The sequence below is a fragment of the Helicobacter pylori genome (genome assembly GCF_011175115.1).
Classification (GTDB): domain Bacteria; phylum Campylobacterota; class Campylobacteria; order Campylobacterales; family Helicobacteraceae; genus Helicobacter; species Helicobacter pylori_DF.
The window spans coordinates 1-24,566 of the sequence record NZ_SHOW01000004.1; the positions used below are offsets into that span (position 1 = coordinate 1).

24 protein-coding genes are annotated in these 24,566 nt (G+C 35.9%); 5 read left to right on the forward strand and 19 right to left on the reverse strand.

All coding sequences use genetic code 11. From position 1 onward, the window contains the following. The 4 genes from EXS92_RS05015 to cagV form a co-directional block, all read right to left on the reverse strand. Window positions 1-2,471: CagY family CD-EC repeat-containing protein (locus EXS92_RS05015; protein WP_278248647.1), on the reverse strand; the 2,471-nt coding region annotated here is incomplete at its 3' end. 14 nt (window positions 2,472-2,485) lie between these two features. Then, window positions 2,486-4,054, reverse strand: coding sequence for a type IV secretion system apparatus protein CagX (gene cagX / locus EXS92_RS05020; protein ID WP_078302882.1), 1,569 nt, complete (start codon window positions 4,052-4,054; stop codon window positions 2,486-2,488). A 51-nt stretch (window positions 4,055-4,105) separates the two neighbouring features. Continuing rightward, window positions 4,106-5,713 (reverse strand): cag pathogenicity island VirB6 family T4SS protein CagW, encoded by a 1,608-nt coding sequence (gene cagW / locus EXS92_RS05025; RefSeq protein WP_165515759.1) that lies wholly within the window; start codon window positions 5,711-5,713, stop codon window positions 4,106-4,108. A 4-nt stretch (window positions 5,714-5,717) separates the two neighbouring features. Further along, window positions 5,718-6,476, reverse strand: a complete 759-nt coding sequence (gene cagV / locus EXS92_RS05030; protein ID WP_079370131.1) for a cag pathogenicity island type IV secretion system protein CagV — start codon at window positions 6,474-6,476, stop codon at window positions 5,718-5,720. Between the two features lie 385 nt (window positions 6,477-6,861). Here cagV and cagU point away from each other — a divergent pair, with 385 nt between their 5' ends. Both cagU and cagT read left to right on the forward strand, forming a co-directional pair. Continuing rightward, a complete protein-coding gene (gene cagU, locus EXS92_RS05035) occupies window positions 6,862-7,512 on the forward strand; it encodes a cag pathogenicity island translocation protein CagU (RefSeq protein WP_077654814.1) in 651 nt (216 codons plus the stop codon). A gap of 13 nt (window positions 7,513-7,525) precedes the next feature. Next, complete coding sequence (gene cagT / locus EXS92_RS05040) at window positions 7,526-8,368, forward strand: type IV secretion system apparatus protein CagT (protein ID WP_077654815.1); 843 nt, start codon at window positions 7,526-7,528, stop codon at window positions 8,366-8,368. A gap of 201 nt (window positions 8,369-8,569) precedes the next feature. Here the strand turns inward: cagT and cagS are convergent, their stop codons facing one another. The 4 genes from cagS to cagP all read right to left on the reverse strand — a co-directional run bounded on the left by cagS (window position 8,570) and on the right by cagP (window position 10,759). Further along, the gene (cagS, locus tag EXS92_RS05045; RefSeq protein ID WP_165515760.1) at window positions 8,570-9,169 is read right to left on the reverse strand and encodes a cag pathogenicity island protein CagS; all 600 of its coding nucleotides are present in this window, start codon (window positions 9,167-9,169) and stop codon (window positions 8,570-8,572) included. A 438-nt stretch (window positions 9,170-9,607) separates the two neighbouring features. Continuing rightward, window positions 9,608-9,988, reverse strand: a complete 381-nt coding sequence (cagQ, locus tag EXS92_RS05050) for a cag pathogenicity island type IV secretion system protein CagQ (RefSeq protein ID WP_097551712.1) — start codon at window positions 9,986-9,988, stop codon at window positions 9,608-9,610. Beyond that, on the reverse strand, window positions 9,925-10,104 hold the full coding sequence (locus EXS92_RS08015; RefSeq protein WP_079371885.1) for a hypothetical protein: 180 nt from the start codon (window positions 10,102-10,104) through the stop codon (window positions 9,925-9,927). The genes cagQ and EXS92_RS08015 overlap by 64 nt, the downstream gene beginning before the upstream one ends. A gap of 310 nt (window positions 10,105-10,414) precedes the next feature. Then, window positions 10,415-10,759, reverse strand: a complete 345-nt coding sequence (gene cagP / locus EXS92_RS05055) for a cag pathogenicity island protein CagP (RefSeq protein ID WP_041051112.1) — start codon at window positions 10,757-10,759, stop codon at window positions 10,415-10,417. 445 nt (window positions 10,760-11,204) lie between these two features. Between cagP and cagM the strand changes: the two genes are divergently transcribed. Both cagM and cagN read left to right on the forward strand, forming a co-directional pair. Beyond that, window positions 11,205-12,335: a type IV secretion system apparatus protein CagM gene (gene cagM, locus EXS92_RS05060; protein WP_000879927.1), complete on the forward strand. Its 1,131-nt coding sequence runs from the start codon at window positions 11,205-11,207 to the stop codon at window positions 12,333-12,335. 14 nt (window positions 12,336-12,349) lie between these two features. Beyond that, window positions 12,350-13,270: a cag pathogenicity island type IV secretion system protein CagN gene (gene cagN, locus EXS92_RS05065; RefSeq protein ID WP_165515761.1), complete on the forward strand. Its 921-nt coding sequence runs from the start codon at window positions 12,350-12,352 to the stop codon at window positions 13,268-13,270. 80 nt (window positions 13,271-13,350) lie between these two features. Here cagN and cagL read toward each other — a convergent pair whose 3' ends face one another. The 3 genes from cagL to EXS92_RS05080 are packed head-to-tail and all read right to left on the reverse strand — an operon-like array spanning window position 13,351 to window position 16,161. Further along, window positions 13,351-14,064 carry a cag pathogenicity island VirB5 family T4SS-associated adhesin CagL gene (gene cagL / locus EXS92_RS05070; protein WP_165507994.1) on the reverse strand — a complete coding sequence of 238 codons (714 nt, stop codon included), beginning with the start codon at window positions 14,062-14,064 and terminating at the stop codon, window positions 13,351-13,353. Continuing rightward, window positions 14,061-15,206, reverse strand: a complete 1,146-nt coding sequence (gene cagI / locus EXS92_RS05075; RefSeq protein ID WP_022576763.1) for a cag pathogenicity island type IV secretion system translocation protein CagI — start codon at window positions 15,204-15,206, stop codon at window positions 14,061-14,063. Before cagI ends, cagL begins: the two co-directional genes overlap by 4 nt. A 10-nt stretch (window positions 15,207-15,216) precedes the next feature. Further along, window positions 15,217-16,161, reverse strand: a complete 945-nt coding sequence (locus EXS92_RS05080) for a hypothetical protein (RefSeq protein WP_001920864.1) — start codon at window positions 16,159-16,161, stop codon at window positions 15,217-15,219. Here EXS92_RS05080 and EXS92_RS08020 point away from each other — a divergent pair. Then, window positions 16,148-16,345: a hypothetical protein gene (locus EXS92_RS08020; protein WP_000562366.1), complete on the forward strand. Its 198-nt coding sequence runs from the start codon at window positions 16,148-16,150 to the stop codon at window positions 16,343-16,345. The two genes, EXS92_RS05080 and EXS92_RS08020, sit on opposite strands and share 14 nt — an antisense overlap. On the opposite strand, the gene cagG is transcribed toward EXS92_RS08020, so the two are convergent. From cagG to glcD, 8 genes are all read right to left on the reverse strand, one after another. Further along, window positions 16,346-16,774 carry a cag pathogenicity island type IV secretion system translocation protein CagG gene (cagG, locus tag EXS92_RS05085; RefSeq protein ID WP_000855883.1) on the reverse strand — a complete coding sequence of 143 codons (429 nt, stop codon included), beginning with the start codon at window positions 16,772-16,774 and terminating at the stop codon, window positions 16,346-16,348. It abuts the gene before it with no gap. A gap of 54 nt (window positions 16,775-16,828) precedes the next feature. Then, window positions 16,829-17,635, reverse strand: a complete 807-nt coding sequence (gene cagF, locus EXS92_RS05090; protein ID WP_079375799.1) for a type IV secretion system chaperone CagF — start codon at window positions 17,633-17,635, stop codon at window positions 16,829-16,831. A 1-nt stretch (window position 17,636) separates the two neighbouring features. Next, window positions 17,637-20,588 carry a cag pathogenicity island type IV secretion system ATPase CagE gene (gene cagE, locus EXS92_RS05095; RefSeq protein WP_165515762.1) on the reverse strand — a complete coding sequence of 984 codons (2,952 nt, stop codon included), beginning with the start codon at window positions 20,586-20,588 and terminating at the stop codon, window positions 17,637-17,639. A gap of 8 nt (window positions 20,589-20,596) precedes the next feature. After that, on the reverse strand, window positions 20,597-21,220 hold the full coding sequence (gene cagD / locus EXS92_RS05100) for a cag pathogenicity island type IV secretion system protein CagD (RefSeq protein ID WP_077648116.1): 624 nt from the start codon (window positions 21,218-21,220) through the stop codon (window positions 20,597-20,599). Window position 21,221: 1 nt separating this feature from the next. After that, complete coding sequence (gene cagC / locus EXS92_RS05105; RefSeq protein ID WP_165515763.1) at window positions 21,222-21,569, reverse strand: cag pathogenicity island type IV secretion system protein CagC; 348 nt, start codon at window positions 21,567-21,569, stop codon at window positions 21,222-21,224. 143 nt (window positions 21,570-21,712) lie between these two features. Continuing rightward, window positions 21,713-21,940, reverse strand: a complete 228-nt coding sequence (gene cagB / locus EXS92_RS05110; RefSeq protein WP_000428886.1) for a cag pathogenicity island protein B — start codon at window positions 21,938-21,940, stop codon at window positions 21,713-21,715. Window positions 21,941-22,398: 458 nt separating this feature from the next. After that, window positions 22,399-23,163 carry a 4-hydroxy-tetrahydrodipicolinate reductase gene (gene dapB, locus EXS92_RS05115; RefSeq protein WP_165515764.1) on the reverse strand — a complete coding sequence of 255 codons (765 nt, stop codon included), beginning with the start codon at window positions 23,161-23,163 and terminating at the stop codon, window positions 22,399-22,401. A gap of 21 nt (window positions 23,164-23,184) precedes the next feature. Further along, window positions 23,185-24,564, reverse strand: coding sequence for a glycolate oxidase subunit GlcD (gene glcD / locus EXS92_RS05120; RefSeq protein ID WP_165515765.1), 1,380 nt, complete (start codon window positions 24,562-24,564; stop codon window positions 23,185-23,187). Window positions 24,565-24,566: the final 2 nt, after the last annotated feature.

Below are 24,566 nucleotides of genomic sequence, written 5' to 3' on the forward strand. Positions count from 1 at the left end.
ACGCAGTCCTTATAAGCCTTAACGCTTTTTTTAACTTCTTCTAATAGTTTCCTCGCTTCAGGGGTGAGTAGTTTCTCGCATTCTTTTCTTTCAGCTTCAGTTTTAGCTTGAGATACGCAGTCTAAATAAGCCTTAACGCTCTTTTTAGATTCTTCTAATAGTTTCCTAGCTTCAGGCGTGAGCAATTTCTCGCATTCTTGTTTCTCTTTTTCATTCCTAGCTCTTGATACGCAGTCCTTGTAAGCCTTAACGCTCTCTTTAGCTTCTTCTAATAGTTTTCTCGCTTCAGGGGTGAGTAATTTCTCGCATTCTTTTCTTTCAGCTTCGTTTTTGGCTTTTGATACGCAATCCAAATAAACCCTAACACTCTCTTTGGCTAAAACCTTTTTCTGTAAGTCTTTAGGGAGATCTTTCAAGCACTCTTTCCGTTCTTCATCGGTTTTAGCGTTTTTCAAACAATCTAGCGCTTGATTCTCTAATAGTTTTTTCGCTTCAGGCGTGAGCAATTTCTCGCATTCTTTTTTTTCAGCTTCGTTTTTGGCTTTTGATGCACAATCCAAATAAGCTCTAACGCTCTTTTTGGCTTCTTCTAACTTTTTTTTCGCTTCAGGCGTGAGTAATTTCTCGCATTCTTGTTTCTCAGCTTCAGTTTTGGCTTGAGATACGCAATCCAAATAAGCCTTAACGCTCTCTTTGGCTTCTTCTTCTAAAAGTCTTTTCGCTTCAGGCGTGAGTAATTTCTCGCATTCTTGTTTCTCAGCTTCAGTTTTGGCCTGAGATGCGCAGTCTTTATAAGCTTTCAGGCTCTCTTTAGCTAAAATATCGCTTTGTAAGTCTTTAGGGAGATCTTTTAAACACTTTTTTCGTTCTTCATTGGTCTTAGCGTTTTTCAAACAATCTAGCACTTGTTGTTCTAACTTTTTTTTCGCTTCAGGCGTGAGTAATTTCTCGCATTCTTTTTTCTCTTTTTCATTCCTAGCTCTTGAAACGCAGTCCTTGTAAGCCTTGACGCTCATATCAGCTAGTAGTTCTTTTTGCAAGTCTTGGGGAATATTTTTCAAGCACTCTTTCCGTTCTTCATCGGTTTTAGCGTTTTTCAAACAATCTAGGGCTTGTTGTTTCAATCTTTCTATAGCTTCTTTAGACAAGCCTTTCAAGCATTCGTTTTTCTCAGCTTCTGTTTTGGCGTTCTTGATACAATCCTTATACTCTTGAAGCTCTTTTTGAAGCTCTAATTCCTTGCGGAATTTCTCTCTAATCTCAGGGTCATTTATGAGTTTTAGGCACTCTTTCCGTTCTTCATCGGTTTTAGCGTTTTTCAAACAATCTAGAGCCACTTGAACTTTTTGTTGGTTCAGTAAGCTTTTTTTCAGGTTTTCATCTTTGATTAAATCTAAACACTTGATCCTTTCTTCTTCAGTTTTGGCATTTTTGATGCAGTCGTTATAAGCCTCTAGAGTCTTTTTCATTTGATCTTGAAGTTTTTTGTCTTTGATAAGCTTCAAACATTCTTCATAGTTGCCACCATTACCAATACACTCATAAAAGGCTCTCAATGGGTTTTTGTCCTCAATTTCTGCAATATTCAAATAGTTGTATAAGGTTCTATTGGGATCATCATTGAAGAAAAGATTCTTATCGATCATATTGCCTTTTTCATTCCGTTCTTTCAGTAATCGGTTATACTCTTGCCTTATTTGGATTTCATCATTGACATAAAGATTCCTGTCTTTGCTAAAACGAGAGCTTTTATCTTCCAAAGGTATAAAGTAGTGAAAAATGCTTCTAGAAAATAAAATAATCACGATAAGAACAGCGACTACAATGCCACCAATAATGTATTTTTTTTTGCTTCCTTTGATAATCTCTTGATCGTTAGAGTCGTTAGTTATTTCTTCTAGCTTGTCTTCATCAAAATGGGTTTTAGCTTCTGTGGGGTTGTCAAGATGATTATCTGAACTTTCTTCTTTTAAAAGATCTTCAAAATGATTGGCTTCTGTTGCTTCTTCATTAGATAGATCTTGGGGTGAATCTTGTTGGGTTTTTTCAGAAGTTTCATCATCAATTAAGTCCGTTTGAGTTTCTTCTTGATGCCAATTATTTTCTTGATCGTCTTCTTCGTTCAGTTTTTGGGTTTCTTCATCTAAACTCTTTTGCTGAGTGAAAGGTCTTTTATCATCAACTAATTTTCTGGCTTTCTTGAATAACTTATCTGCCAGACTGCCATTGCTAGATTCTGAAGTTTCATTACCTCCAGAATCCATTTGAGTTTGGGTTTCTTCTGGCTTGTCTTCATCAAAATGGGTTTTAGTTTCTGTGGAATTGTCAAGATGATTGTCTGAACTTTCTTTGGATTCTTTTAAAAGATCTTCAAAATGATTGGCTTCCGTTGCTTCTTCATTAGATAGATCTTGGGGTGAATCTTGTTGGGTTTTTTTAGAAGTTTCAAGTTTATCGTTTTCTTCATTCATGTCTTAACGCCTTTTTATTTATCTCTGACAAGAGGGAGCTTTTTAATCACACGCTCCAATTCACCATAGTTTTTGATATTGTAATTTTTTGTCAATGGATTTTTCCCATAGCCTTTATTGATCACTGTTACAAGGGCTTTGTCTTTAATGAGCTTAAACTTCTCTGCAATTTCATTGACTCTATACCATCTCAATCCTGAATTAGTCATGTTAGGATCAATGGCGGCATCAGTCATGCTCAATTTCCCATCAGGTTGAACCACAAAAATAGCAGGTTGGAGAGTGATGTTTTTGAAACCAAAATAAGTGAATGTGCCATCATCAAAAATTTCAGAGGGCATAATATGTTTAGAGCGTTTTTCAGGTGCTTGGTAGTAATTGTAGTTTCTAGGCACAGGGTTTCTTTTTAACGCATTATGCACATATTGGGTCTCTAGCGCCTTTGCTTGATCTAGTATAATTTTTTGTTTTTCTTCTCTTATTTTTTCTTTGTTGATAATCTGTTCATTGCTCGCCATCATTACTCTATTAATGTAGGCTGTGGTGTTGAGATTTTCTTGCTTGATCAATTCTCTCTGTCTCTTTGCTTCTTCTCTCTTTTTTAATTCCTCTTCAATAACGCTAGAGACTTCGTGTCTTTGTGGGTATTCTAATTTGACTGTTAGATACGCTGAAGCAAAATTGTCTTTTTGAGCTATTCTCAAAATGAATTGATACAAGGCTTTATTGGTCCGCACAACAAGATTGGTTCTCCAAGCGCTATCGCTAGGAGATAATTCTATGGAGTTATCCTCAGGGCTTTTTTGAGATTTATCTGTCTTAATACTGATTTTATCTTTGGCTCTTTGCTTGATTGTCTCTTCAGCTTGTTTCTTGTTGAGTTCTTCAATTTGTTTGAGCGCATTAGCTTGAGCCTGCTCTTGCATGTCCTCTAGTCGTTCCATTTGGTCTAATTCATTTTCTCGTTGTTGCTTGATCAATTCGCTAAGATTTTTGTTATTGCTCAAATTTTGTGGGTTACTCATAGCGTTAGTGAGATTTTCTAAATTGGCTCTATTTTTTGCACGCTCCTCCTTTCTTTTTTCTCTTTTATCTTTTTGTGCCTTTTGTGCCTGTTCTTTAGCTTCTTTTTCTTTTTCTAGAGCTTTTTTTTGTTCTTCTAATTCTTTAGGGTCAGGCGCATCTACGATAAGTTTTTTTGTTTTTAAAAATTCTTGGTAATCTCTTGTCATTAGGGCAAAATTCACTGCTTCTTTTTCAAACATGAGATTACTTTTTACCGATTTAGGTTGAATGAATATGTGATTAGAATTAGGCACAATACTCCAACCTTTATTGAAACCTGTTGTGATGTAAGAAATAGTTTCATCTTTTTCAAGTTGGATCACGGTAACATTGTCTAATGAAGTCCAAATCGTAATAGGTTTTTCATCTCCCAAATAAGCAATCTTCTTATTCACCACTTTCACCCTGCCACGATTAAAATTTTTAATGTCAGGTGCTGCTGCTTCTATTACGCTAGATAAAAATAAATAACCAAGACAGAAACAGCCAACAATTTTTTTAAAAAATGCCTGCTCCATCAACAATTCCTCTTAAAAAATATTTGTAATTGTAACACAAGAATATAGCGGCTAGCCTTTAAACATAGATCCACCAACTCTTCCCACCATTAAGGCATCTCTTTCTCTATCCATTCTGCTACCATCCATAGAAACAGAGCTGAAAATGGTATTAACGATCGCATTGACACTCTCAATAATCGTCTCTATGAAACCTTTTAAAATAAATAGGGTGATCAAACTCGCAATAGTTGAATCGATACCCAATCCCCCTTGATTGATGTTTTGTATAGCAACAGAGGGCGTTATGGTCAAATTGAATGCCAATAATGCCAAAACACCAAAGAGCAAAATAGGAATAGCTAGAACCAAGATAAACAAATTATTAATGAACCATATCAGTATGTTTTTCATAGAATCTTTGAACCAATCTAGCACGATCAAACATACTGCAATAGGGAACACAATACCGCTAAAAGCCCCCGCTATCAAAGGTTTCACAACCACAGTGCTTATTCTCATAATGATAGTTACTTGCATAAAAATGGCGAATAAAGAAATACCTGCCACTTGCAAGCCTTGTAACAAACTAGGAGCGTTGTTGCCAACATTAGAAAAAACAGCTCTTACCGCAGGTAAAATTGAATTAACAGTGTAATTCAGCACTAAATCTAAAGCCCAAAAAAGAACTTGATTCAGCCCAAAAGCGCCTGCTAAACCAAAATAAATAGAATAAGAGATTTTATAAAGATAACCAAAACCTGCATAGGCGATAAAAGAGACCATCGCCATTTTGAATAATGTCCCCCCAACAAATCGCATGTATTCAAAACCTATGTTAATCTGAATGTTACTTGAAATATCCCTCAATTTCATAAAAGAAATAAAAACAAAAATCCCAAAAACAATATAAATCAGGTAAGAAACAAAATCAAGATATGACCCTTGCCCTATGATAATATCAGGCAGATTGACTACACCATATGCAGGAAGAACAGCAGCGTCCGCTCCTTTGACAACAGATTCTAATGCGGCAAAAGCAAGCATGGCTGTAGTGTTGTTTTGCAGTTTATTTGCAGTGAATTCTTTACCAATCAGCCAAATTAAACCATCAGCTGTAATATTCGTAGAAGCTTGAGCAGTTATTGAGCCAATTATTTGTAAAAGAATATTACCTTTCACATTGTCCTCAACACCGCCTTTGGTAAAATTCTGAATCTTGTTGCTCAAATTGTCTAGCACGCTATCCATGGATACATCTATGTTTTTATTTATCAATGCGTTCCAACCAAAATTACAGCCACTTGATGGCGTTAGAGCAAAACCTTGTATAGCTGTAGCAACACTTGCCCACGCCGATCCCCATAAAGGACCTAAAGTATTCAAATATTTCACCAGATTGCTAGCGGCTAAACTTGTGGCTAATGGTGTGCTAAGCGCTTCGATCACACCCTGCCCTGAACTCTTTCCACTCCCTGATGCACCAATAGATGTATAGCCTGTCAAAATATCTGCAAAACTTTTGTTGGTTAAAACATAACTCGGTATCAGCATGCAATAAACTGTTTGGTAAATTTTGAGATTTGAAACAATGGGCAAATCAATAGCTTTCAACCAATTAGGAACAATGAGAAAAAAACTTATGATCGTTACTAAAAAAGTCCTTTTAAGATTAAACATGTTCTTATTTATTTAATGCCTTATTTTTTGATTCCACTTCTTTAATCTTTCTCAAAATTTCGCTTACCGTCTGTTCGTTTTGCAAATCTGTGATTTGAATGTCAAACACTTTGAAGCCAAAAGGATTGATGATAAGATTTTCTTGAGAAGAGTTGCCTCTAGCAAAATCATAATAAATAGTTACTTGTTTTTTAGTGATATATTCATAATTTTCCATTGTATCAGGTGTGATTTTGATGGTAATGAAAAATGTTAATCTCGTTAAGGGACTATTTTTGACTTTTTCTCTTTGTATGTTAGAGCTAATGATAGCTTCTGCTCGGACTTTATCTACGAATTGTCTGATATTTTCATTGAACATTCTCATTGCTTGGGTTTGGAAACTCACATCGCAATATTGCATTAGTTGATCCTTGCGATCCCTCAAAGAATTTTTGCTATAACCAAACAGCAATGAGACAAATTTTGAAGTTGCACTATCCACAACAGCTTCAGAATTGACAATTTGCCTAGCATCGGATCGTTTGACAATTTTAAATTCTCCTGTGTATCGATCAATGCCATAAACAAATATATCCGTTTTCTTCAAAGGCATCATCATCACAATACTCGTTATAGCGGCGACATTGAGCACCATAGAGAGATAAAAAGCCCTTTTGAAAGTCCTATTGGCCTTATTGAGTTTAGCCAATCTATCAAGGGCTATTACACCCCCAACCAAATTTTCATCAATCAAGACTTCTTCGTTTTTTTTCCCTAACATGCGACAGCTTTATTGTTTAATTATTGGTTTGTTGGTTGTAAAATTTGAGAGATTTTTTCATTAAAAACTCCTTAAAATAATCCTAATTATAGCAAAATTTCTGTAAAAATATGTATTTGAAAAACCTTTAACAAAAACCTTTTTGGATAAGGCGTTGAGCAAAGATTCCTTGATAAGTAATGTAAGCAGCGACTTGTTTCAAACAAGAAGCAAGATGAAACACGATGCAACTCAAAAAGTAAGAGTAATGAGTAAGCAGCCGTAATCAGTAATGAAATTTTAGAAGCGCCTAATTCAAAGAGATAAGACAATCGCAACTCATAGAAAGAAGAGAATGGTATAATATCAAAACAATTTCTTAATTTAATTCTTGAAAAGGAATTTCATGAACGATACAACAGAGCATCATGGATCCAATCCGCTAAACGCCCCACCACCTAGCAACTCACAGAGCAATGATCTCTTAAATTTGCTAGACTCATTATATCCTAAAGGGAGTTTAGGAGAGCAAAGATTTCACGAAGCTTTAAAAAATCAAGAAGAGTTGAAAAATATCCTAATAGAAATAGAAAAGCTACCGCAAGAAAAAAGGTATGAACTTCTGATGCAGATAGGACAAGCCAAACAGAGAATAATGGAAGCATACGCTCATTCATTCTTAGGATATATAGGGGGACTAGAGCATCTGTTAGGATTGTGTATGGGTGGGATATTTGTTTTGTTTGCAGTCTATTTTGTATTTTTAAGAACTAGCAAAAACACAGAGCTAGTGGAAAGTCTAAAAACAAAACTAAAACTTCAGTATTTTTACTATGCCTTTGGTGTGGGTGCGGTTTTATTTTTTGGATTAGAAACAATTAGATCGATTTATGAACTATATATCTTAGGAATTGGTAGCACTAACGACAAGGTGCTCTTTGTTTTGAAAAACATTTGCTTCATAGGTATGGGCTATTTGATCTATAAAGTTATTAAAGTTATTGGTATAAAAAATTTTATCAATGGTCTTTTCACTTCAAAGAAACAAGAGCAATAAGGAGAAACAACTAATGAAACTGAGAGCAAGTGTTTTAATCGGTGCGACAATTCTGTGCTTAGCTTTAAGTGCGTGCAGTAATTATGCGAAAAAAGTGGTGAAACAAAAGAACCATGTTTATACGCCTGTGTATAATGAACTGATAGAAAAGTATAGTGAGATCCCCTTAAATGACAAACTCAAAGACACACCATTCATGGTGCAAGTGAAGTTGCCAAATTACAAGGACTATTTGTTGGATAATAAACAAGTTGTACTAACTTTCAAACTTGTTCATCATTCTAAAAAGATTACGCTCATAGGCGATGCCAATAAGATCCTTCAATACAAGAATTACTTCCAAGCTAATGGAGCGAGATCCGACATTGATTTTTACTTGCAACCCACTTTGAATCAAAAGGGTGTGGTGATGATAGCGAGTAACTACAATGATAATCCTAACAGCAAAGAAAAACCACAGACCTTTGATGTGTTGCAAGGGAGTCAGCCAATGCTAGGAGCTAACACAAAAAACTTGCATGGCTATGATGTGAGTGGAGCAAACAACAAGCAAGTGATCAATGAAGTGGCAAGAGAAAAAGCCCAGCTGGAAAAAATCAATCAGTATTACAAAACTCTCTTGCAAGACAAGGAACAAGAATATACCACTAGGAAAAATAACCAACGAGAAATTTTAGAAACCTTGAGTAATCGTGCAGGTTATCAAATGAGGCAAAATGTGATTAGTTCTGAGATTTTTAAGAATGGCAACTTGAACATGCAAGCCAGAGAGGAAGAAGTTAGGGAGAAGTTGCAAGAAGAAAGAGAGAATGAATACTTACGCAATCAAATCAGAAGTTTGCTCAGTGGTAAGTGATTGAAAGAAAAGGAGAGAATAGATTTTTCTAAGGGTAGAGAGCAACGCCAACGGGCGTTAGCTTTACTTGATAGGTAAGGCGATCAGGTAGGTAATCTTTTTAAAGCACTCATCATTTTTTAATTCTGTTTCTGCCCAAGACGAATATTTTTCAAACTGAATTTTGTTAGTTACACCGAGATTTTTTGTTCGTTTTCCACATCAAGCATTTTGCACTCCTTTTTCTTCCATGTATTTTTCAAGATCAAATTTCATCAGCAAATCCCTAACATAGTCGTTATATTGTTCAATGGTTTTTAGATTAGCGTAGAAATTCACTTCTTCATCTGTCATCACAAACAATTTCAATAGTGGGAGCTTAGTATCATACAATTCTATTTGCGAGTCCATTTCTCTAATACTCATCTTAAACATGATGGGCTTGCTGAAGAAAGGCAGAAATATTCCAAGAATTGATCGATCAAATTTGGAGAATAAGAAATTAGGATTTTCTGCAATCGCATGCAACAGTTCCATAGTCTCATTCTCAAGCAAACGATAAACCTTTTTAAATTTATCAACACCAATGCTTTTGATAACAGCGCGATAATCTTTCATGTAATTTCTTAGAACCTTATCTAACGCTCCCTTGTTTGTATGCATCTGTTTAAAAAAATCATGCATGGTTTTTATTTGATCCATGATTTTCTTTTTTTCATCAGTGCCTAAAAGTTCGTTCTCTTGCAAGCTCTTAATAAGTTTTTCTTTCTTATCTTTTGAGTTGGCAATCATTAAGAAGAGTTTTCGCATGTTATTACTCATATCGCTCTTGATCCCTTCAATGGATTTTTGTTTCTCTTCAGATTGTTTAAATCGTAAAGGTTTATATTGAAATTATACAATATCTGTTGCGTGAAAATTTCAGAGCGGTCATAATTCAAAGAGCAAGAAACTATTTTTTTAACCATAAAATATTGCTTCAATCACTCTCATATCTATTTTTCAAAACCTACAAAAAACGCTTTCACAAATAGCCCTAAACCGATTTAAAAAAGTTCTAATATTATAATTATTTTTAAAAAGCAAGATCGGTTGTAAGAATCGTTACAACTAAAATAAAGAGTCAAGATAACTCATTTTCAAAAAGAAGCCTTAAGTAATAAAATCATAATGTTCAGCTAGTAATCTATTGCCTCGTTGATCAAACAAAGCTCTGCATGAAAGATGAAAAAATTTCATCTTTAGATAGTTAATACACCACTAGAGTCTTACTTGAGAGACACTCATTTTATTAGTGGTTTTGTCTGATTTGTTGCTACCAAAACCATTACCAACCAAAGCAGATCCCATGTTTTTGATACTATCGAATCCATTCTTCAGCACTTCTGCCATAAAATTCTTGATATTGTCCATAGGCAAGTTGAATTTTTTCCCTAATATTTCATTAAGTCCCATCACTAACATCAGAAAGAACAAAAAATTTAATATCATAGAAAACAAATCATTGGATAAACCTGTAAAAAGATTTATTCCGCCACCCAACAAAGAAGCTAAAATTTTTCCCATACTCAGTCCTTTTATTTTTGGTTGTGTAAGTTCTTGCTTGTTCGGATCTCTAATGCGTGTTTTAGTAGGAAGCATTTCACAATAGCATACCTAAAGCTACTAAGAAAATTCTTGAATCTAAGATTACTCATGAAATCAAGCGATAAGCAACCACCAATCGCAAACAAATCAAATATTCTGCCACCAAACAAGCCATATCCTTTTTGTTTTTATCTCCTAATTATAGCAAATTTTTCTCAATATTAATTTGGAAAACCACCACCATATCAAAAACAAATTACTAACACACTAGATGCAGAATTATTTTTAAAAAACGCTCCTTTAAATTTAAAATCATGGGGTTTTAGGATTTGAATACCAAAAATCGATTGGTTTTTTCAAATAAGCTAGATTTGGGTATGTGCTTAAAAAGATTTTAGTTTTTAGTCAGTAAGGTTTTATGCTAATGTTTGGAAATAAAGAAATTTCTCTAAATCAAGTCTTGAGAAATTTTTGAACGAATCATAAGAACCAATTTTGCCATTGAGTCATAAGCATGATTAGCTTCATTGTGAAATTTGCGTGGCTTAAGAGATAGTATTTGCTTATTATGCTGAGAGAAACGAGTAGCAAAAGATAAGTAGTGTAATAAAAAAAGCTAGGTTTTATTATAAGAGCAAACAAGAATAATATTGGATAAACTAAAATCACCCCTGCCCCATAAGAAAAAAGCGCTATTAAAAAACCTATAACGATAGAGCTGATATTGAACAGCCTGTAATAAAGGCTGTACTTATCTAAATGTTTGTTGAAAGAATGTTTGAATTGTAAAAAGTTTTGTTTCAATTTGCTAACCGGTCGTTTCATTTTGGTTTTGAAAGAACTAGTTCAAGGTGGTGAACCTATAAAGGAGCAAAGGAGCATAGGAAATAATAAGTATTTTACAAAACCACCTTAATCTAGCTCAAAATCCCAAAGAATACCCTACTATGCTGATACTAACATGTGATATAACACAAACCAACGATTTGTTTATTTATGTCAAACAAAGAATAGAAAACATCTATCTAAAGAATAACTAAAGAACAAAGGAGTTTCTATCCAAAAAACACCAATCCATTGTATAAAAATAACCTTAAGAGAAACTTAAAAAATACCAACAAGCCGCATACAAGCAAGCAAAACATAATACTATAAGACCTAGATTTTACTTACCTTTTGGATATGGAAAAATTTTGATTCATAGTTTTGTAAAAATTGTGGTAAAATGTATTGATATTTTTTGAAATTTTAAGGTTACAAAAACTATAAGATGCTTGCAAAAATCGTTTTTAGCTCATTGGTTGCGTTTGGAGTTTTGTCGGCTAATGTGGAGCAGTTTGGTTCATTTTTCAACGAGATAAAAAAAGAACAAGAAGAAGTGGCTGCAAAAGAAGACGCTCTTAAGGCTCGCAAAAAGCTCTTAAATAATACGCATGATTTCTTAGAAGACTTGGTTTTTAGAAAACAAAAAATCAAAGAGCTTGTGGATTACAGAGCTAAAGTTCTTTTAGATTTAGAAAACAAATACAAAAAAGAAAAAGAGGCTCTAGAGAAAGAGACAAGAGGTAAAATCCTTACTGCTAAGTCAAAGGCTTATGGTGATCTAGAGCAAGCCTTAAAAGATAACCCTCTTTATAAGAAACTTCTTCCTAACCCTTATGCCTATGTTTTAAACCAAGAAACATTCACGCAAGAGGATAAGGAGCGTTTGAGTTATTACTACCCCCAAGTGAAAACGAGCAGTATTTTTAAAAAAACTACCGCTACCACTAAAGATAAGGCTCAGGCTTTGCTTCAAATGGGTGTGTTTTCTTTAGATGAAGAGCAAAACAAAAAAGCGAGCCGATTAGCTCTATCTTACAAGCAAGCGATTGAAGAATATTCCAATAATATTTCTAATTTATTGAGCAGAAAAGAATTGGATAATATAGATTATTACTTGCAGCTTGAAAGAAACAAATTTGACTCCAAAGCAAAAGATATTGCCCAAAAAGCCACCAACACGCTTATTTTTAACTCGGAACGCTTGGCGTTTAGCATGGCGATTGATAAGATCAATGAGAAATACTTAAGGGGCTATGAAGCTTTTTCTAACTTGTTGAAAAATGTCAAAGATGATGTGGAATTGAATACTTTGACTAAAAACTTCACCAACCAAAAATTGAGTTTCGCACAAAAACAAAAATTGTGTTTGTTGGTTTTAGACAGCTTCAATTTTGATACCCAATCCAAAAAATCTATATTAAAAAAGACTAATGAATACAATATCTTCGTAGATAGCGATCCTATGATGAGCGACAAAACAACTATGCAAAAAGAACACTACAAGATATTTAATTTCTTCAAAACAGTAGTTTCTGCATACCGAAACAATGTTGCCAAGAATAACCCCTTTGAATAGGAAAGGAGACGCTCTTGAAAAGTATCTTCAAAAAATTAGGTTCTGTCGCTCTTTATTCTTTGGTTGTTTATGGGGGCTTAAACGCTATCAATACGGCATTATTACCGAGTGAATACAAAGAATTGGTGGCTTTAGGCTTTAAAAAAATCAAAACACTCTATCAAAGACATGACGACAAAGAAATTACAAAAGAGGAAAAAGAATTCGCCACTAACGCTTTGAGAGAAAAATTACGGAATGATAGGGCGAGAGCAGAGCAAATTCAAAAGAATATTGAAGCGTTTGAAAAAAAGAACAACTCTTCTGTTCAAAAAAAAGCGGCTAAGCACAGAGGATTGCAAGAATTAAACGAAACTAACGCTAACCCTTTGAATGACAACCCTAATGGCAATTCTTCCACTGAAACCAAATCTAATAAAGATGATAATTTTGATGAGATGATCAATAAGGTGAATGAAGCTTTTGTGAAACCTGCTGCTCCGCTTGTGCCTGATGAGTGGAGAACGCCTGAAATTGAAATCATTATCAATAAGTGTATTATTTCAAGCAACGATTATGATGGGTTAAGAAAGTGTTTGATCAAAGACATCAAGGATCAAAAAATTCTTGCCCCCTTATTAGAAAAAATTCAAGAAATAGAGACAGAAAATAACAAGTTTTCTAGACAACACTTGAGTGGTTTAAAACTCGCTCTTAATAACAGCAACAATAGAACCTTTCTTATAGCTTCGTGTGCTATTTGTGAGAAGAGAAAAAAAGAAATGGAGCAAGAAAATAACTACCAAGATACTACAAATGCAAGTGAGTTTGGTACTACTGATACAAAAGAAGATGAAGCAAAAGATGCAACATCCTCAAACAATCACTCTAAATCCGAACTGCCCAATAGCGTCATTAATCAAATAGAACAAAGCATCGCTCATGGAAAAAAATAGCGATCCAAATTATTAGCTCAAAAAACAACTAGAGAAACAAATTCCAAAAATGAGAAATCATAGCTTGTCATCTCAGAAAATCATTTGACAATGATCTTACTTGATTGCCTTTCTTGTAGGTATTGTCGCTTGCTTTGTTCTAGGGATCTTTCTAATGCGTCCAACTCCTCTAAATAATTTAAAAAGACCTTGTTGTGAGCTAACATAAGCTTTCTGATTCCTTTGATGAAATTTTTATTCTTTAGGCTTTCTACAAGCGTCTGTGAAGCAGTGATTAAAGAAGCTGTACCTCCAATGTTGCTCTGATACGTCTTTAGGGAAGTTTCTAAACGCTCTCTTATATTTTGTTTTTCTTGCTCGATTTTCAGCTTCCCCTCACAATAAAGAACTAAAATTTTATCGGATATTCCGCATTGCTGCTCAGCAGTCTTTTGGTCTAAGGGATTGATTTTCATATAGGTTAATAAAAGTTCAGGGCTAGACATATAAGTCTTAAAAATCACATCTTCTGAGATGAAAAATAACTCATTCGCTTCAAAATTGGCTTTCAATAACGCTAAATCTCCTCTCAAAGCCATGGCCGCTTTTTTGATGTTTAGAGCATCTTCTTCACCCATTTTATCATTAGCGCTAGGGCTAGTGGTTGAAAAAATCTCATCTAAGTTTTTGAGCACTTGTTGGTTGGTCTCTTGGTAGGTGCTATCCAGTTGCTTTAAGCCGCTTGTTATATCTTCTGCCATCAAAACAGACAATAGCAAAAAAGAAAATAGGGTATTTTTCACGAGTGTTTTCATTTGACAATAACTTTAGAGTTAGCAATGTTTCTTGCTGTCGTTTCTCTCTCTAATTTCAGTTGTTCTTCCCAAAGATCGGCTTTTTTTTCAAGATTTTCTATATAGTTTAAATGATTTTCTGCGTTTAAGATAGCAGCTTCTATGAGTGCGTTCAAATCTACTGATCCTTTTAAGGTTTTGATTTCTCCATTGATCCCATTCAAATAAGCGATATTTTGAAAATCTGCATTACTCAGTTTATTTTGAATAAGGGCTACAATCATTCTGTAATTCTGAATAACCTGTTCCATAAGGCATGCTGAAATTTTTAGCCCATCAAGATAGGGGCATTTTGTGGGCGCTAGAGTGAATGTTTCAATGATTCCAAATGGTGCGCCCATGCTTGAAAAAAAACTAAGAGCAGGTGCATAGATGGCACTTTGAAACAAAGCCTGACCTGTTAAGGAATTATAGTCAATAAGGGTCGCTTTTTGCATAGCCTCTTTCAACCATGTTTCAAAACCTTCTAAGGTTTCTTCAAACGCCTTGATACCAATCGTATTGTAAGCGATGTATTGAGCGTTGTCAGAAGAACTTCCTAGAGCTTGAGAAAGCATTTCCATTTGTGTTTTTAGGGTAACGCTCGGTTCAAAGCTGTTTTTTAACGCTTCTAAGAGAGCGTTTTGCTGGTTCATTTTGAGCTTGATTATTTCGTTATTTTTTTGGAGCGCGATTTGCATGTTTTGGATTTCTGTTTGGGTATTAATTTTTTGTTTTTCCACGATCATTTTGACATTCCCCCCCAATGCACTAAGCGCGCTTGAATACCCTTCCATGACGCCAAGCAAGATGTCTGAACCTGCAAAAAACCCCCCTGTCATGCCATTGACACCATTAATAACGCCATTAGCCCCTTTTAACATAGCACTCATGGTTGCAAGCTGAGTTCTCAATTCTCCCTCTATTTGCGCTTGAATGGCTTTTTCTTTGGCACTAGATTGAGCCTCTATGGCTTTTAATTCGGCTTGAGCGGTTTTTTGTTTGGCTTGTGCGTCCGCCTGAATGGCTTTTAAGGCAGGTTCAAGCGTCATTACTACCTCTGCACCATTCAGAGACAAACCACAAAAAGTCAAGAAAGAAAATATGCTTAAAAAACATTTCACATCTCTTTCCTCACTTCACGATTATTTTAGTTTGCACCCTTTCTGTTAAGTAGCTATCTTTTTGCCCCTTAAGCTTGTCTTTGATGTAATCAAGGTAAGTCAAATGCGATTTCAAAAAAGATTTATTCGCTACTATATTGTAATTATATAGCGAGCTTATGTTAGAAATCGCTTGAGTGTCATAGGTGCTAGTAGCTAATCCTGATTGACCGAGTATCATTTGAGAAGCGTTCTGCAACAAATTGGTATTGTTTTTCACAAATTCTATATAGTATTCTCTCAAAATTTCTGCTACTTTCTCAGCATAGCAATAGACGGCAAGAACTTTGTCCCCAATAGGGCATGCAGGGGTGGTCATAGGATTAACGCCTGAAGTTAGGGCATTAGTGGCTAACGCTTGGTATTTAGCATAAACAGTGGGCATAGAAACACTCATAGGAGTCATAGAAATTTGCATGCAACTGAAAAACACTTTTGATGAGCCAACAAGCGCGCCTAAAGCGGTACAGCTATCAAGGGAATCGGCTGTATCATTCATTGAGCTGTTGCTTGCTTGAGAACGCAGTTGCTCTTGTAGAGCTAGGGCGTATTTTGGCGCTGCGCTTGTAATATTGCCTAATATACCGCTCATCATTTCAACCGTTGTTGGCACGCTAGGAACAGCAATTTGATTCGTCGCATAAGCTTCAATAGCGCTAGGATTTTTAGGGGTAGTGTTACTCGCTAAAATGCTCGCAATCTGACTATTAACAGCACCAATTTGCGCGCCTTGCGTGTTGCCTTGTGCGTTAAATTCCCCTGTTAATTTGCTGATATTTAAGATATTGTTCCCCACAGCCATGCTTTGATCGTTAAAACCTTGATACAATTGGTTGTATTGTTGGTTAGCAGCTTTCATAGGCACGCTTACAGCTTCAGCGATGCTTTGATTGTATTGGGTCATGATAGCGGTCATTTGTGGATTAGTAAATCCCACAACAATAGGAATAATCGCTGCTGTCATAGCACCCGCTACTATTCCTGCAAATGGCCCTGCAACACCACTTGTGCTTGAGATGATTGAGGAGACTTGCGATAAGAACCCTGCAGAAGATGATTCATATATAGCTTGTGTACCTGCCATGTTAATACCCTCCTAGTTAATACCCTAAGATCGGTGGTAAAAACGATGAATCTGAGTATGTTGGTGCATAACCATACATGAAAGGATTGTTTGGACCGTAATCGCCCATCATTTGGCTCATGAGAAGATTTTGAATGCCCCACATCGCATTGATACCTAGATTATCATTAGGTTGAAAACTCCCTAAACTTATGTCGTCAAACTTGATATTAACATTCTTATCATTATAGTCATTGAGTATGGCCACTTTTTGCTCTAGGGTTTCTTTAGGGATCTCTATTTTTAGCTGATCTCTAGAAACAAGCCCCACGCTATTTAGCGCCATATCTTCAGGACTAATATCTTTTATATCCGTGTTTTGGTCAGCGTTAAGCGGAGCGTTAAACATGCCAATGATAAGACACCAAGCAAATAGTAATTTAATTTTATAAAAGTTCGTTTTCATATTTTTGACTCCTTTATTCTTATTTTTAGCATTATTCTAGCGCATTAACACCACTCAATCGCTGTTTTTGTTTTGATTTTCTTGATCGAGCATTTTGTTTGTTACTTCATCAATGTTTTGAAAATATTTTTCAAAAAGCTCTTTCTTTTTAGCTTCAACGCTCATATCAGTTTGAATCCAATTAGGAATAATGGAGTCCATGATCAAATGCGTGAAGTCATAGGCATGATTGGTTGGGTATATTTTGTTCTGAACATAGTATTCTAAAAAATTTGCTTGAACAAAAAAATTCTCTATATCGTTCTGCATATCCTCGCTTATGTTGTTATTGATAGGTTTTTCTAGTAATCTGAGAATCCTATACGACTGCCTGATAGTTTCTAGCATGAAGTAAGCATAAACATAAACTAATGAAACAAAAGAATTATTGGCTTTAAACGAGCTTGCATCATTTTTCCCACTTTGAAGAGGAATCAATCTTGATAATGTTTTTTGGGGATCTTGCCCATCGTTTATTTCTTTAAAAAAGCGGAAGTCTAAATCCTGATTACTGAGAAATGACTTGACAAAGTGAAGATTAGCGTTAAGACTATCTATGAGACCTGAATAAAGGTGTTCTGTTTTGACATCATCTATATTCAAAACATTCTCATAAAATACATTGACATGGTCTTCTAAGAAATTAGAAAAATCATAAAGAGCGGTAAGGTTTTGTTCAGTGATTTCACCTTCCATTTCTTCTTCTATGAAGTCCAATTCCTCTCTCAGTTCAAAAAGGTAATTAGAAAAACTATCCAAAATCGTCAAGACATCATTTTCCAAAATTTTCAATAATTTTTGTTCGCGCAAACTTTGTTTCATTTTAATACTCCTTTATTTGTTGATACATTTGCCTCAAGGCCTGATATTTATCTATGATACTATGGTTTTGGATAATCTTGTCAATTTCTTTGACAAATACAGTATCTGTGGATAAAATTTTCAAATATTCTTTAGGAATGCCTCTCAAATTAAAACTAGCGATAACGCTAGGGCTTCCATCCTGTTTGTAGAGGATTTTCCTATCCAGCCCCTTAGTGATGATTTCAAATTCTTTTTCTGTAACATTAGCTAATCTTTGGTAATCAGAAAGATTACCCCCATCGTTTCTCAAAAAAATCTTTGTAGGGCATTGTTCTCTAATCGTATCAGCAATAGGGCAAGCCAAAAGATCAGTGATGCTTTGAGTCGCAAGTCTAACAATAGCGTTTCTTTTCCTTGCAGTTTTTAACATGTCTCTTACAAAATAAGCGACCTTTGGATCGCCTAAATATTTCCAAGCTTCATCAATATCTAAGACAAATCTACGCCCATCCATTGCCTCTTGGATACGAGCGAAAAGGTAAAAACAAATAAAGGGCGAAACATCATTATTGTCTAAGAAACTTGACCCATCAACGCCAATAATCGTTTTTGAAAAATCTAAGCGATCTGTTGCTTTATTATCAAAAAGCCATTGAAATTCACCATTGGTTGATTTGCAAAAAGGCGCTAATCGCGCGACAAGCCCATTAGGATCATTATGGTCTTTTCCAAAAGCGTTAATAAGTTGAGTGATGGGATAATCTAGGTTCATATCTCCTGTGATAAGGTTGGTTACTGCCGCTGCAAGCGTGTTAGAATCGGCTAGGCTAAAAGAGACGCTGTTGCCATTTTCATCTTTTTCATCGCTTTTGGTCGCTAGGTTTTTCACAAGCTCTTTGACAACAGAAATAGCCGTTTGTTTTTGTTCCATTGTTGCATCTGTTTTTTGCACGCAAGCCGCCCAAGCAAAAGGATTTAATCCTGTATCTGTCCCTAGCTCAATCTTGACATACTCCCCACCCATTGCGACAATATTCCCATAAGCGCCATAATCTTTATCCATATAGACCATAGTGAGCTTTTGCTTGTCTTTACTGACATTAGTAGGAAAATTGTGAACAAATTGTCCCATAGCGTTCAAGGTCATGGACATAAACACTGTCTTACCTGAACCGGTTGAGCCAAGTATCAAAGTGTGTCCTGCTGAAGCTGAACCAAAATCAGTGGGCATGTGGAAGTTCAAATAAAAAGGCGAATTGATCTCGCTTTTTAGCGTTATCACGCTATTACCCCAAGCGTTATTCTCTTCTTTGCCATCAAAACTCATCGCTCTCATCGCTATGAAGTCAGCAAAATTGTTAGAAGTTACATCAAAAATAAAAGGAAGCGTGATAAAAGAGCAATGTTTGGCAAAAAAGTAATTTTCCATAGAGAAAGTCGCTGCGTTGGCTAAAAAACCTTTAGCGTTAAGACTAGAGACGCATTCCTTAACGCTTTGTTTCATTTTTTCAAAGCTATCAGCAAACAGCACTAAAGAATTACCATAACTGCCTAGCGTAATATCACCATTACCCACTAATTCGCTCAAGCAACCCAAAGTCATGCCCTGCTCTTTAGAGCCTCCACTAATAATAATTCTTCTAGAGGTGAAAGCCAGTTTGTCCTTTAAAACTTGTGAGTTTTTAGGCGAATAAGCATGCATAAAGATAAATTCGCTGTCTAGAGCGTTGATTTTATCAAACAAATCGCTCTGTGATTTAGGGGCGTATTCACTAATCTCAATAGCGCTAAAATATTTTTCACTCAAATCATCGTTTAAGATTTTTCCATGCTTATTAGCAAAATAAACTTCTTTCACCCCACCATGCATTTTTTCTTTGAGATACAAGTCTTTTCGGTTGCAAATAAAAGGGGCTTCATTCATTCCCACAAGAAAATTGTAAAATTCGCATTGTTTGGAGTAAATAATGCCATCTTTGGTGTATTCTTTTAATCTAATGGGGTGGTATTTACTCAGTAGCTCTTCTATGAGCTCTATCCTATCCTTGAAGTTTTCAAGCTTGGCTCTAATAATCCTTTGAAACTCTTCAAAATTATTGTCTGCAAAATGCTTTTTATTCATAACGGGTTCATTGAGAGTGTCTAATAAATCTTGCTCTATGGTGAGATAAAAACTAATATCATAAAAACTTTCTCTCTTTTGCTTCTCATTATAGGCTCGCATGAAATCATTAGAAAAAATAAGACCATAATCCCTATTGGTTTCATCAATAACGATTTTCTTTTTAATAGTGTGAAAATAAAATTTGAATTCAGGGGTAACAAAATTCCTAAAAACGCTATAAATAGAAGCGTGTAACTCTATGAGATCTTTTTTGGAAGTGGTTAAAAAATCAATGCCCCCCAATTTGATTGTGCCTAAAAGAGAATAGTTGTTAGTAAGGATCACCCCATCATCTAAAAAACATTCATAGTTATTCGCCAAATAGGAGTTTGCAGCACTCACAAGTCTGTCTTCTCTGTTTGGATTTAAGTGGATGTCATTAGCCATTTCTTTACTAGGCTTCATGGAAAAAATGCTCATGAATGCTTTGTTTTTCACGCCCTTAAACAAAAAAGGTTTTTTAAATTTCATCGCTCGCTCCATTCTTTGATAAAGCCTATAATCTTTCTTGAATCCAAGAGCTACAAGCACAATAACAATCGCCACAATCAAAACAGGTTCATAGGCTTGAAAAAGAATAACAGATAATACAATTGTTACAAACAATATAAATATAGAGGAATAAATAAAAGTTTCAGGGAAACCAAACAACCTATTCCCCCCATCAAACAAGACTTTAAAAAAGGGATTGACACCCTTTTGCATGTCTGCTTTAAGCTCTTCTATTTTTTGAAACTGCCGCTTTTGAACCTCTTGCTCTATAATTAGCTTTTTTTGTTCATCAGCCTGCTTGCTTGCCACAAACACCTCTCTCTTTATAGATATACCGCTTCACATGTAATCGTATAAAAGATTTTTTTGAGAGACTCTACGGTGCTAATATGTTTCAAAAGATCATTAGGATCATAAGAATTGAATACGGCCAATAAAACATTATATAGCTTATCATCGCATAAAATTTCTCTTGTTTCTCCGCGCAATGACAGAAAGCAGCGTTGTTTGTTGGTCGTGCTGATGCTTTTGAAAGTAAAAAAGTCTTTCACTTCAGGATTGATCTGTAATTCTACATTCAATCCCATTTCTTTACCCTTTTCATCAAAGATTTTTTCAATAATTGGATCGTAATGCTTCAAATCCTTTATTTTTTTAAGGACTCTATTGACAATCACGAAGTCAAAAACTTCATCTTTGATAATATCGGGATTGACTTCTTTGAAAGTTACTTTCTTGTCTTTCAAATTTTTGATAGTCGCTTTGAAACTATCAAAATCTAAATTCGTATAAACAAGCCCATTGGGAGTGTTTTTTTCTTTTTCTAGTGCTTCTTTTTTGGCTTGATTATCGTCATTTGCTGACCCATACGAACTGAAAACAACGAGACTTAAGAGAACTTTCAAAAAAAAGTCTCTTAGTTTTTTATTACTATTATTGTTGATCAATTTAGCTAGCTCCTCCACTTTCGCCAATATTGAAGCCAAACTTAGTGCTCAAATAGATAATACCGCCTGCCACTGCTAACATAGCTATGGGCTGCGCGTAAGCAAAAACAGTCGCCTGACCTCTTTTGATGTCATCAGAGATTTTCCAAATATCTGCTATGCCTTTGACCCCTAAAGCGCACCCCCCTACGATCGCTAGAACAGAAATGATCTGAATAACCAAAGTTTTAGTCTCAGTGACGCCTGTTGCAGGACTGGTGACCGCCATTAAAGGATTGGTTGTCATCGCTAGCCCTAAAGTTACTACAACTTTCTTGTGGCTGTCAGTGATTCTTGTAAAAAATTTCATGCGTTTCCTTTCAAATTGAAATCAATCGTTTGAGTATATCAAAAAAAAAGTATTTTTATACTATTCATACAAGCGCTACTTCATAATTTAAATCAAAACCGACGCTTTTGTTTGGCAACTGACATCATTCAGGAACAATAAACCTACTTGTCCCAACCATTTTTCTTTCTCAAGTCGTTGTAGAATTGTAGATCTTTAGGATCTTTGATGTATTTTTTAATCGTCTCAGGTTGAAACCTAAAAACAAGCAGAAACAAACCCAAGCTGATCAGAGTGAGAATAAAGCTCCATTTTAAGCAACTCCATAGACCACTAAAGAAACTTTTTTTGAAGCTGTCTTTGAAAATCTGTCCTATTGATTTGTTTTCCATTTTGTTTCCCATGCGGATCACAAACGCTTAATTACAAATACATACTTACATACTACAATAAGTATGGCACACACAAACCAAACTATTTTTAGAACGCTTCATGCGCCCACCTTGCTTCCAACCATATTTTAGCATTGCATTTATTTCTTCTTAAAGGCTCATTTCTTAATTTCTTTTCTTGTTAAAATTTGTCTATTCTAGCAAGTTTTTGTTAATTATGGGTAAAAATGTGAATCGTTCCTAGCCTTTAGACGCTTGCAACGATCGGACTTTTTCAATATTAATGAAAAAATGCCAAATATTATATATGTTACTAACCCAAGGCAAGATCAATCCTTACAAAACAAACCCTTTTAATGCAAGCCTTATAGTATAGTAAAAGCCCTTTAATAAGGCTAACAAAGAGCGGTATTTCATTATAGAAGCATGAACCATTTATACAAAAAAGGTTCAAGCGTTCAACCAAACATTTCGCTGATTTCATATTTTTTAGCGGCCTTATCTTTAAGCCATAGAGCCACTTCTAAAGCCCCTTTAGCAAAAATAGATCGGTTAGTCGCCGTATGGCTAAGCTCTATGTATTCGCCCTCTAAATAAAACCCTATCGTGTGCTTCCCAGCGACATCGCCCCCCCTTAAAGCGGCTATGCCAATGCTTTCTTTAGAGCGCAAACCTTTTCTGTGAGTGGTAAGAGCGTTTTTTTCATCATACCCCCTAGCCTTAGCGCAAGTTTCATACAAACTCAACGCCGTGCCGCTCGGGGCGTCTTTTTTGAGATTGTGGTGCGTTTCTATAATTTCAATATCCGCATCTTTTAATTTCAAAGAAGCTAAAAAAGCTAATTGGTTGAGCATCATAATCCCTATAGACATGTTGTGCGCATGCAAAAGCGGCGTTTTTAAGGCTAATTGTTGCATTTTTTCTAGCGTTTCTTTTTCTAAACCGGTCGTTCCAGAAACTAAAATTTTAGGGCATTCTAAAAGAGTCTCTAGCAAATGATCCACGCCTTTAGGCAAAGAAAAATCAATCACGCATTCGCAAGCTCTTACAAACGCTTTTAAATCATTGGTTACTAAAGGGGCGTGCGAAAAAGAACTGAAATCCGTTTCGCATTTTTGTCTGACAAACACGCTAGATAGCGCTAATCCCTTATACCCCCCTTTTAATTCTTCTAAAAGCAGTTTCCCTATACGACCGCTCGCTCCATAAACACCGATTTTCATGTGCTTTCCTTGCTTTAAATCTTACAACCCCATTTTAAAAGGGTTTAAAATATTGTTAGGATCAAGGGCTTTTTTAATGTTCCTAAAAAGCTCCATTTCACTATGATTAAACGCTAAAGGCATGAATTTGGCTTTAGACAAGCCTATGCCATGCTCCCCGCTTAAAGTCCCCTCCAAACTAATAGCGGCCTGAAAAATCTCTTCCATAGCCTTATGGCCTTTTTCTAAATCCCTTTTAGGATCTTCTAGCATGATATTCACATGCACATTACCATCGCCCGTATGCCCAAAACAAGGGATTTTAAAGCCGTATTTTTGGCTGATTTTGGCGACTTCTTGCAACAAACTCGGCAAGCTCGCCCTAGGAACGGTCACGTCTTCATTCAATTTCTTTTTACCATAAACGCTAATGCTTTGGGAAGCGTTACGCCTTGAAAACCATAAATCCTGCTCTTCTTGTTCGTTTTGAGCGATCTTAAAACCCACGCACCCATTGGCTTTGAAATGCTTTTCTATCTCATTGAGTTGCCATGCAATCTGCTCTTTAACCACGCCATCCACTTGAGTGATGAGTATCGCTCCAGCGTCTTTGGGTAAGCCTTTAGAAAATCGTTCTTCAACCGCTTTGATGCTCAAATTATCCAAAAATTCCATCGCCACAGGCGTAACGCCGCTGCTCATTGCCTTATAAACGGCGTTCATGGCGTCTTCAATATGGTTAAAAACCCCCATCGCGCTTTGTTTTAGGGGCGGTTTGGCTAAAAGCTTTAAAGTGATTTCAGAAATCACGCCCAAACACCCCTCACTAGCGATCATCAGCCCTGCAACATTAAAACCGGCGACATCTTTGATCGTTTTTTTGCCCGCCCTTATGATTTCACCATTCGCTAAAACCACCCTTAAAGCCATGACATAATCTTTAGTGATGCCGTATTTAGCCGCGCGCATGCCACCGGCATTTTCAGCGACATTCCCCCCTAAAGTGCTTTGATTCTCGCTCGCTGGATCTGGGGGGTAGAATAAATCCAATTTTTCCACTTCGTTTTGGAAATGCTTGTTAATCACGCCCGGTTCTACTCTAGCGATTAAATTTTTAGTGTCAATCTCTAAAATCTTATCCAAATGCTTTTCTACGCTTAAAACTAGCCCCCCGCTCACGCTCAACGCCCCCCCTGTAAAACCGCTCCCAGCCCCCCTAGGCACAACGATAAGGCGATGCTCGTTGCAGTATTTTAAAATCTGGCTGATTTCTCGCTCGTTTTTAGGGAAAATCACGCCGCTAGGCAAATGCCTTTCTTTGGTAGCGTCATAACAATAAGCGTTCAAATGCGCTAAATCGGTGAAAAAATCCTCTCCCCCTACCAGGTTTTTAAAGTATTGGATGTGTTGCTTCTCTAACATGG

Coding starts and splice junctions, on each gene's coding strand:
- cagL (WP_165507994.1), bottom strand. CDS start 14,064: ATGAAAACACTCGTGAAAAATACCCTATTTTCTTTTTTGCTATTGTCT.
- dapB (WP_165515764.1), bottom strand. CDS start 23,163: ATGAAAATCGGTGTTTATGGAGCGAGCGGTCGTATAGGGAAACTGCTT.
- cagV (WP_079370131.1), bottom strand. CDS start 6,476: ATGTTAGGGAAAAAAAACGAAGAAGTCTTGATTGATGAAAATTTGGTT.
- glcD (WP_165515765.1), bottom strand. CDS start 24,564: ATGTTAGAGAAGCAACACATCCAATACTTTAAAAACCTGGTAGGGGGA.
- cagB (WP_000428886.1), bottom strand. CDS start 21,940: ATGGAAAACAAATCAATAGGACAGATTTTCAAAGACAGCTTCAAAAAA.
- cagW (WP_165515759.1), bottom strand. CDS start 5,713: ATGTTTAATCTTAAAAGGACTTTTTTAGTAACGATCATAAGTTTTTTT.
- cagC (WP_165515763.1), bottom strand. CDS start 21,569: ATGAAATTTTTTACAAGAATCACTGACAGCCACAAGAAAGTTGTAGTA.
- cagX (WP_078302882.1), bottom strand. CDS start 4,054: ATGGAGCAGGCATTTTTTAAAAAAATTGTTGGCTGTTTCTGTCTTGGT.
- EXS92_RS08020 (WP_000562366.1), top strand. CDS start 16,148: ATGATAGCGGTCATTTGTGGATTAGTAAATCCCACAACAATAGGAATA.
- cagS (WP_165515760.1), bottom strand. CDS start 9,169: ATGAGTAATAACATGCGAAAACTCTTCTTAATGATTGCCAACTCAAAA.
- cagU (WP_077654814.1), top strand. CDS start 6,862: ATGAACGATACAACAGAGCATCATGGATCCAATCCGCTAAACGCCCCA.
- cagQ (WP_097551712.1), bottom strand. CDS start 9,988: ATGCTTCCTACTAAAACACGCATTAGAGATCCGAACAAGCAAGAACTT.
- cagG (WP_000855883.1), bottom strand. CDS start 16,774: ATGAAAACGAACTTTTATAAAATTAAATTACTATTTGCTTGGTGTCTT.
- cagT (WP_077654815.1), top strand. CDS start 7,526: ATGAAACTGAGAGCAAGTGTTTTAATCGGTGCGACAATTCTGTGCTTA.
- cagP (WP_041051112.1), bottom strand. CDS start 10,759: ATGAAACGACCGGTTAGCAAATTGAAACAAAACTTTTTACAATTCAAA.
- cagM (WP_000879927.1), top strand. CDS start 11,205: ATGCTTGCAAAAATCGTTTTTAGCTCATTGGTTGCGTTTGGAGTTTTG.
- EXS92_RS05080 (WP_001920864.1), bottom strand. CDS start 16,161: ATGACCGCTATCATGACCCAATACAATCAAAGCATCGCTGAAGCTGTA.
- cagF (WP_079375799.1), bottom strand. CDS start 17,635: ATGAAACAAAGTTTGCGCGAACAAAAATTATTGAAAATTTTGGAAAAT.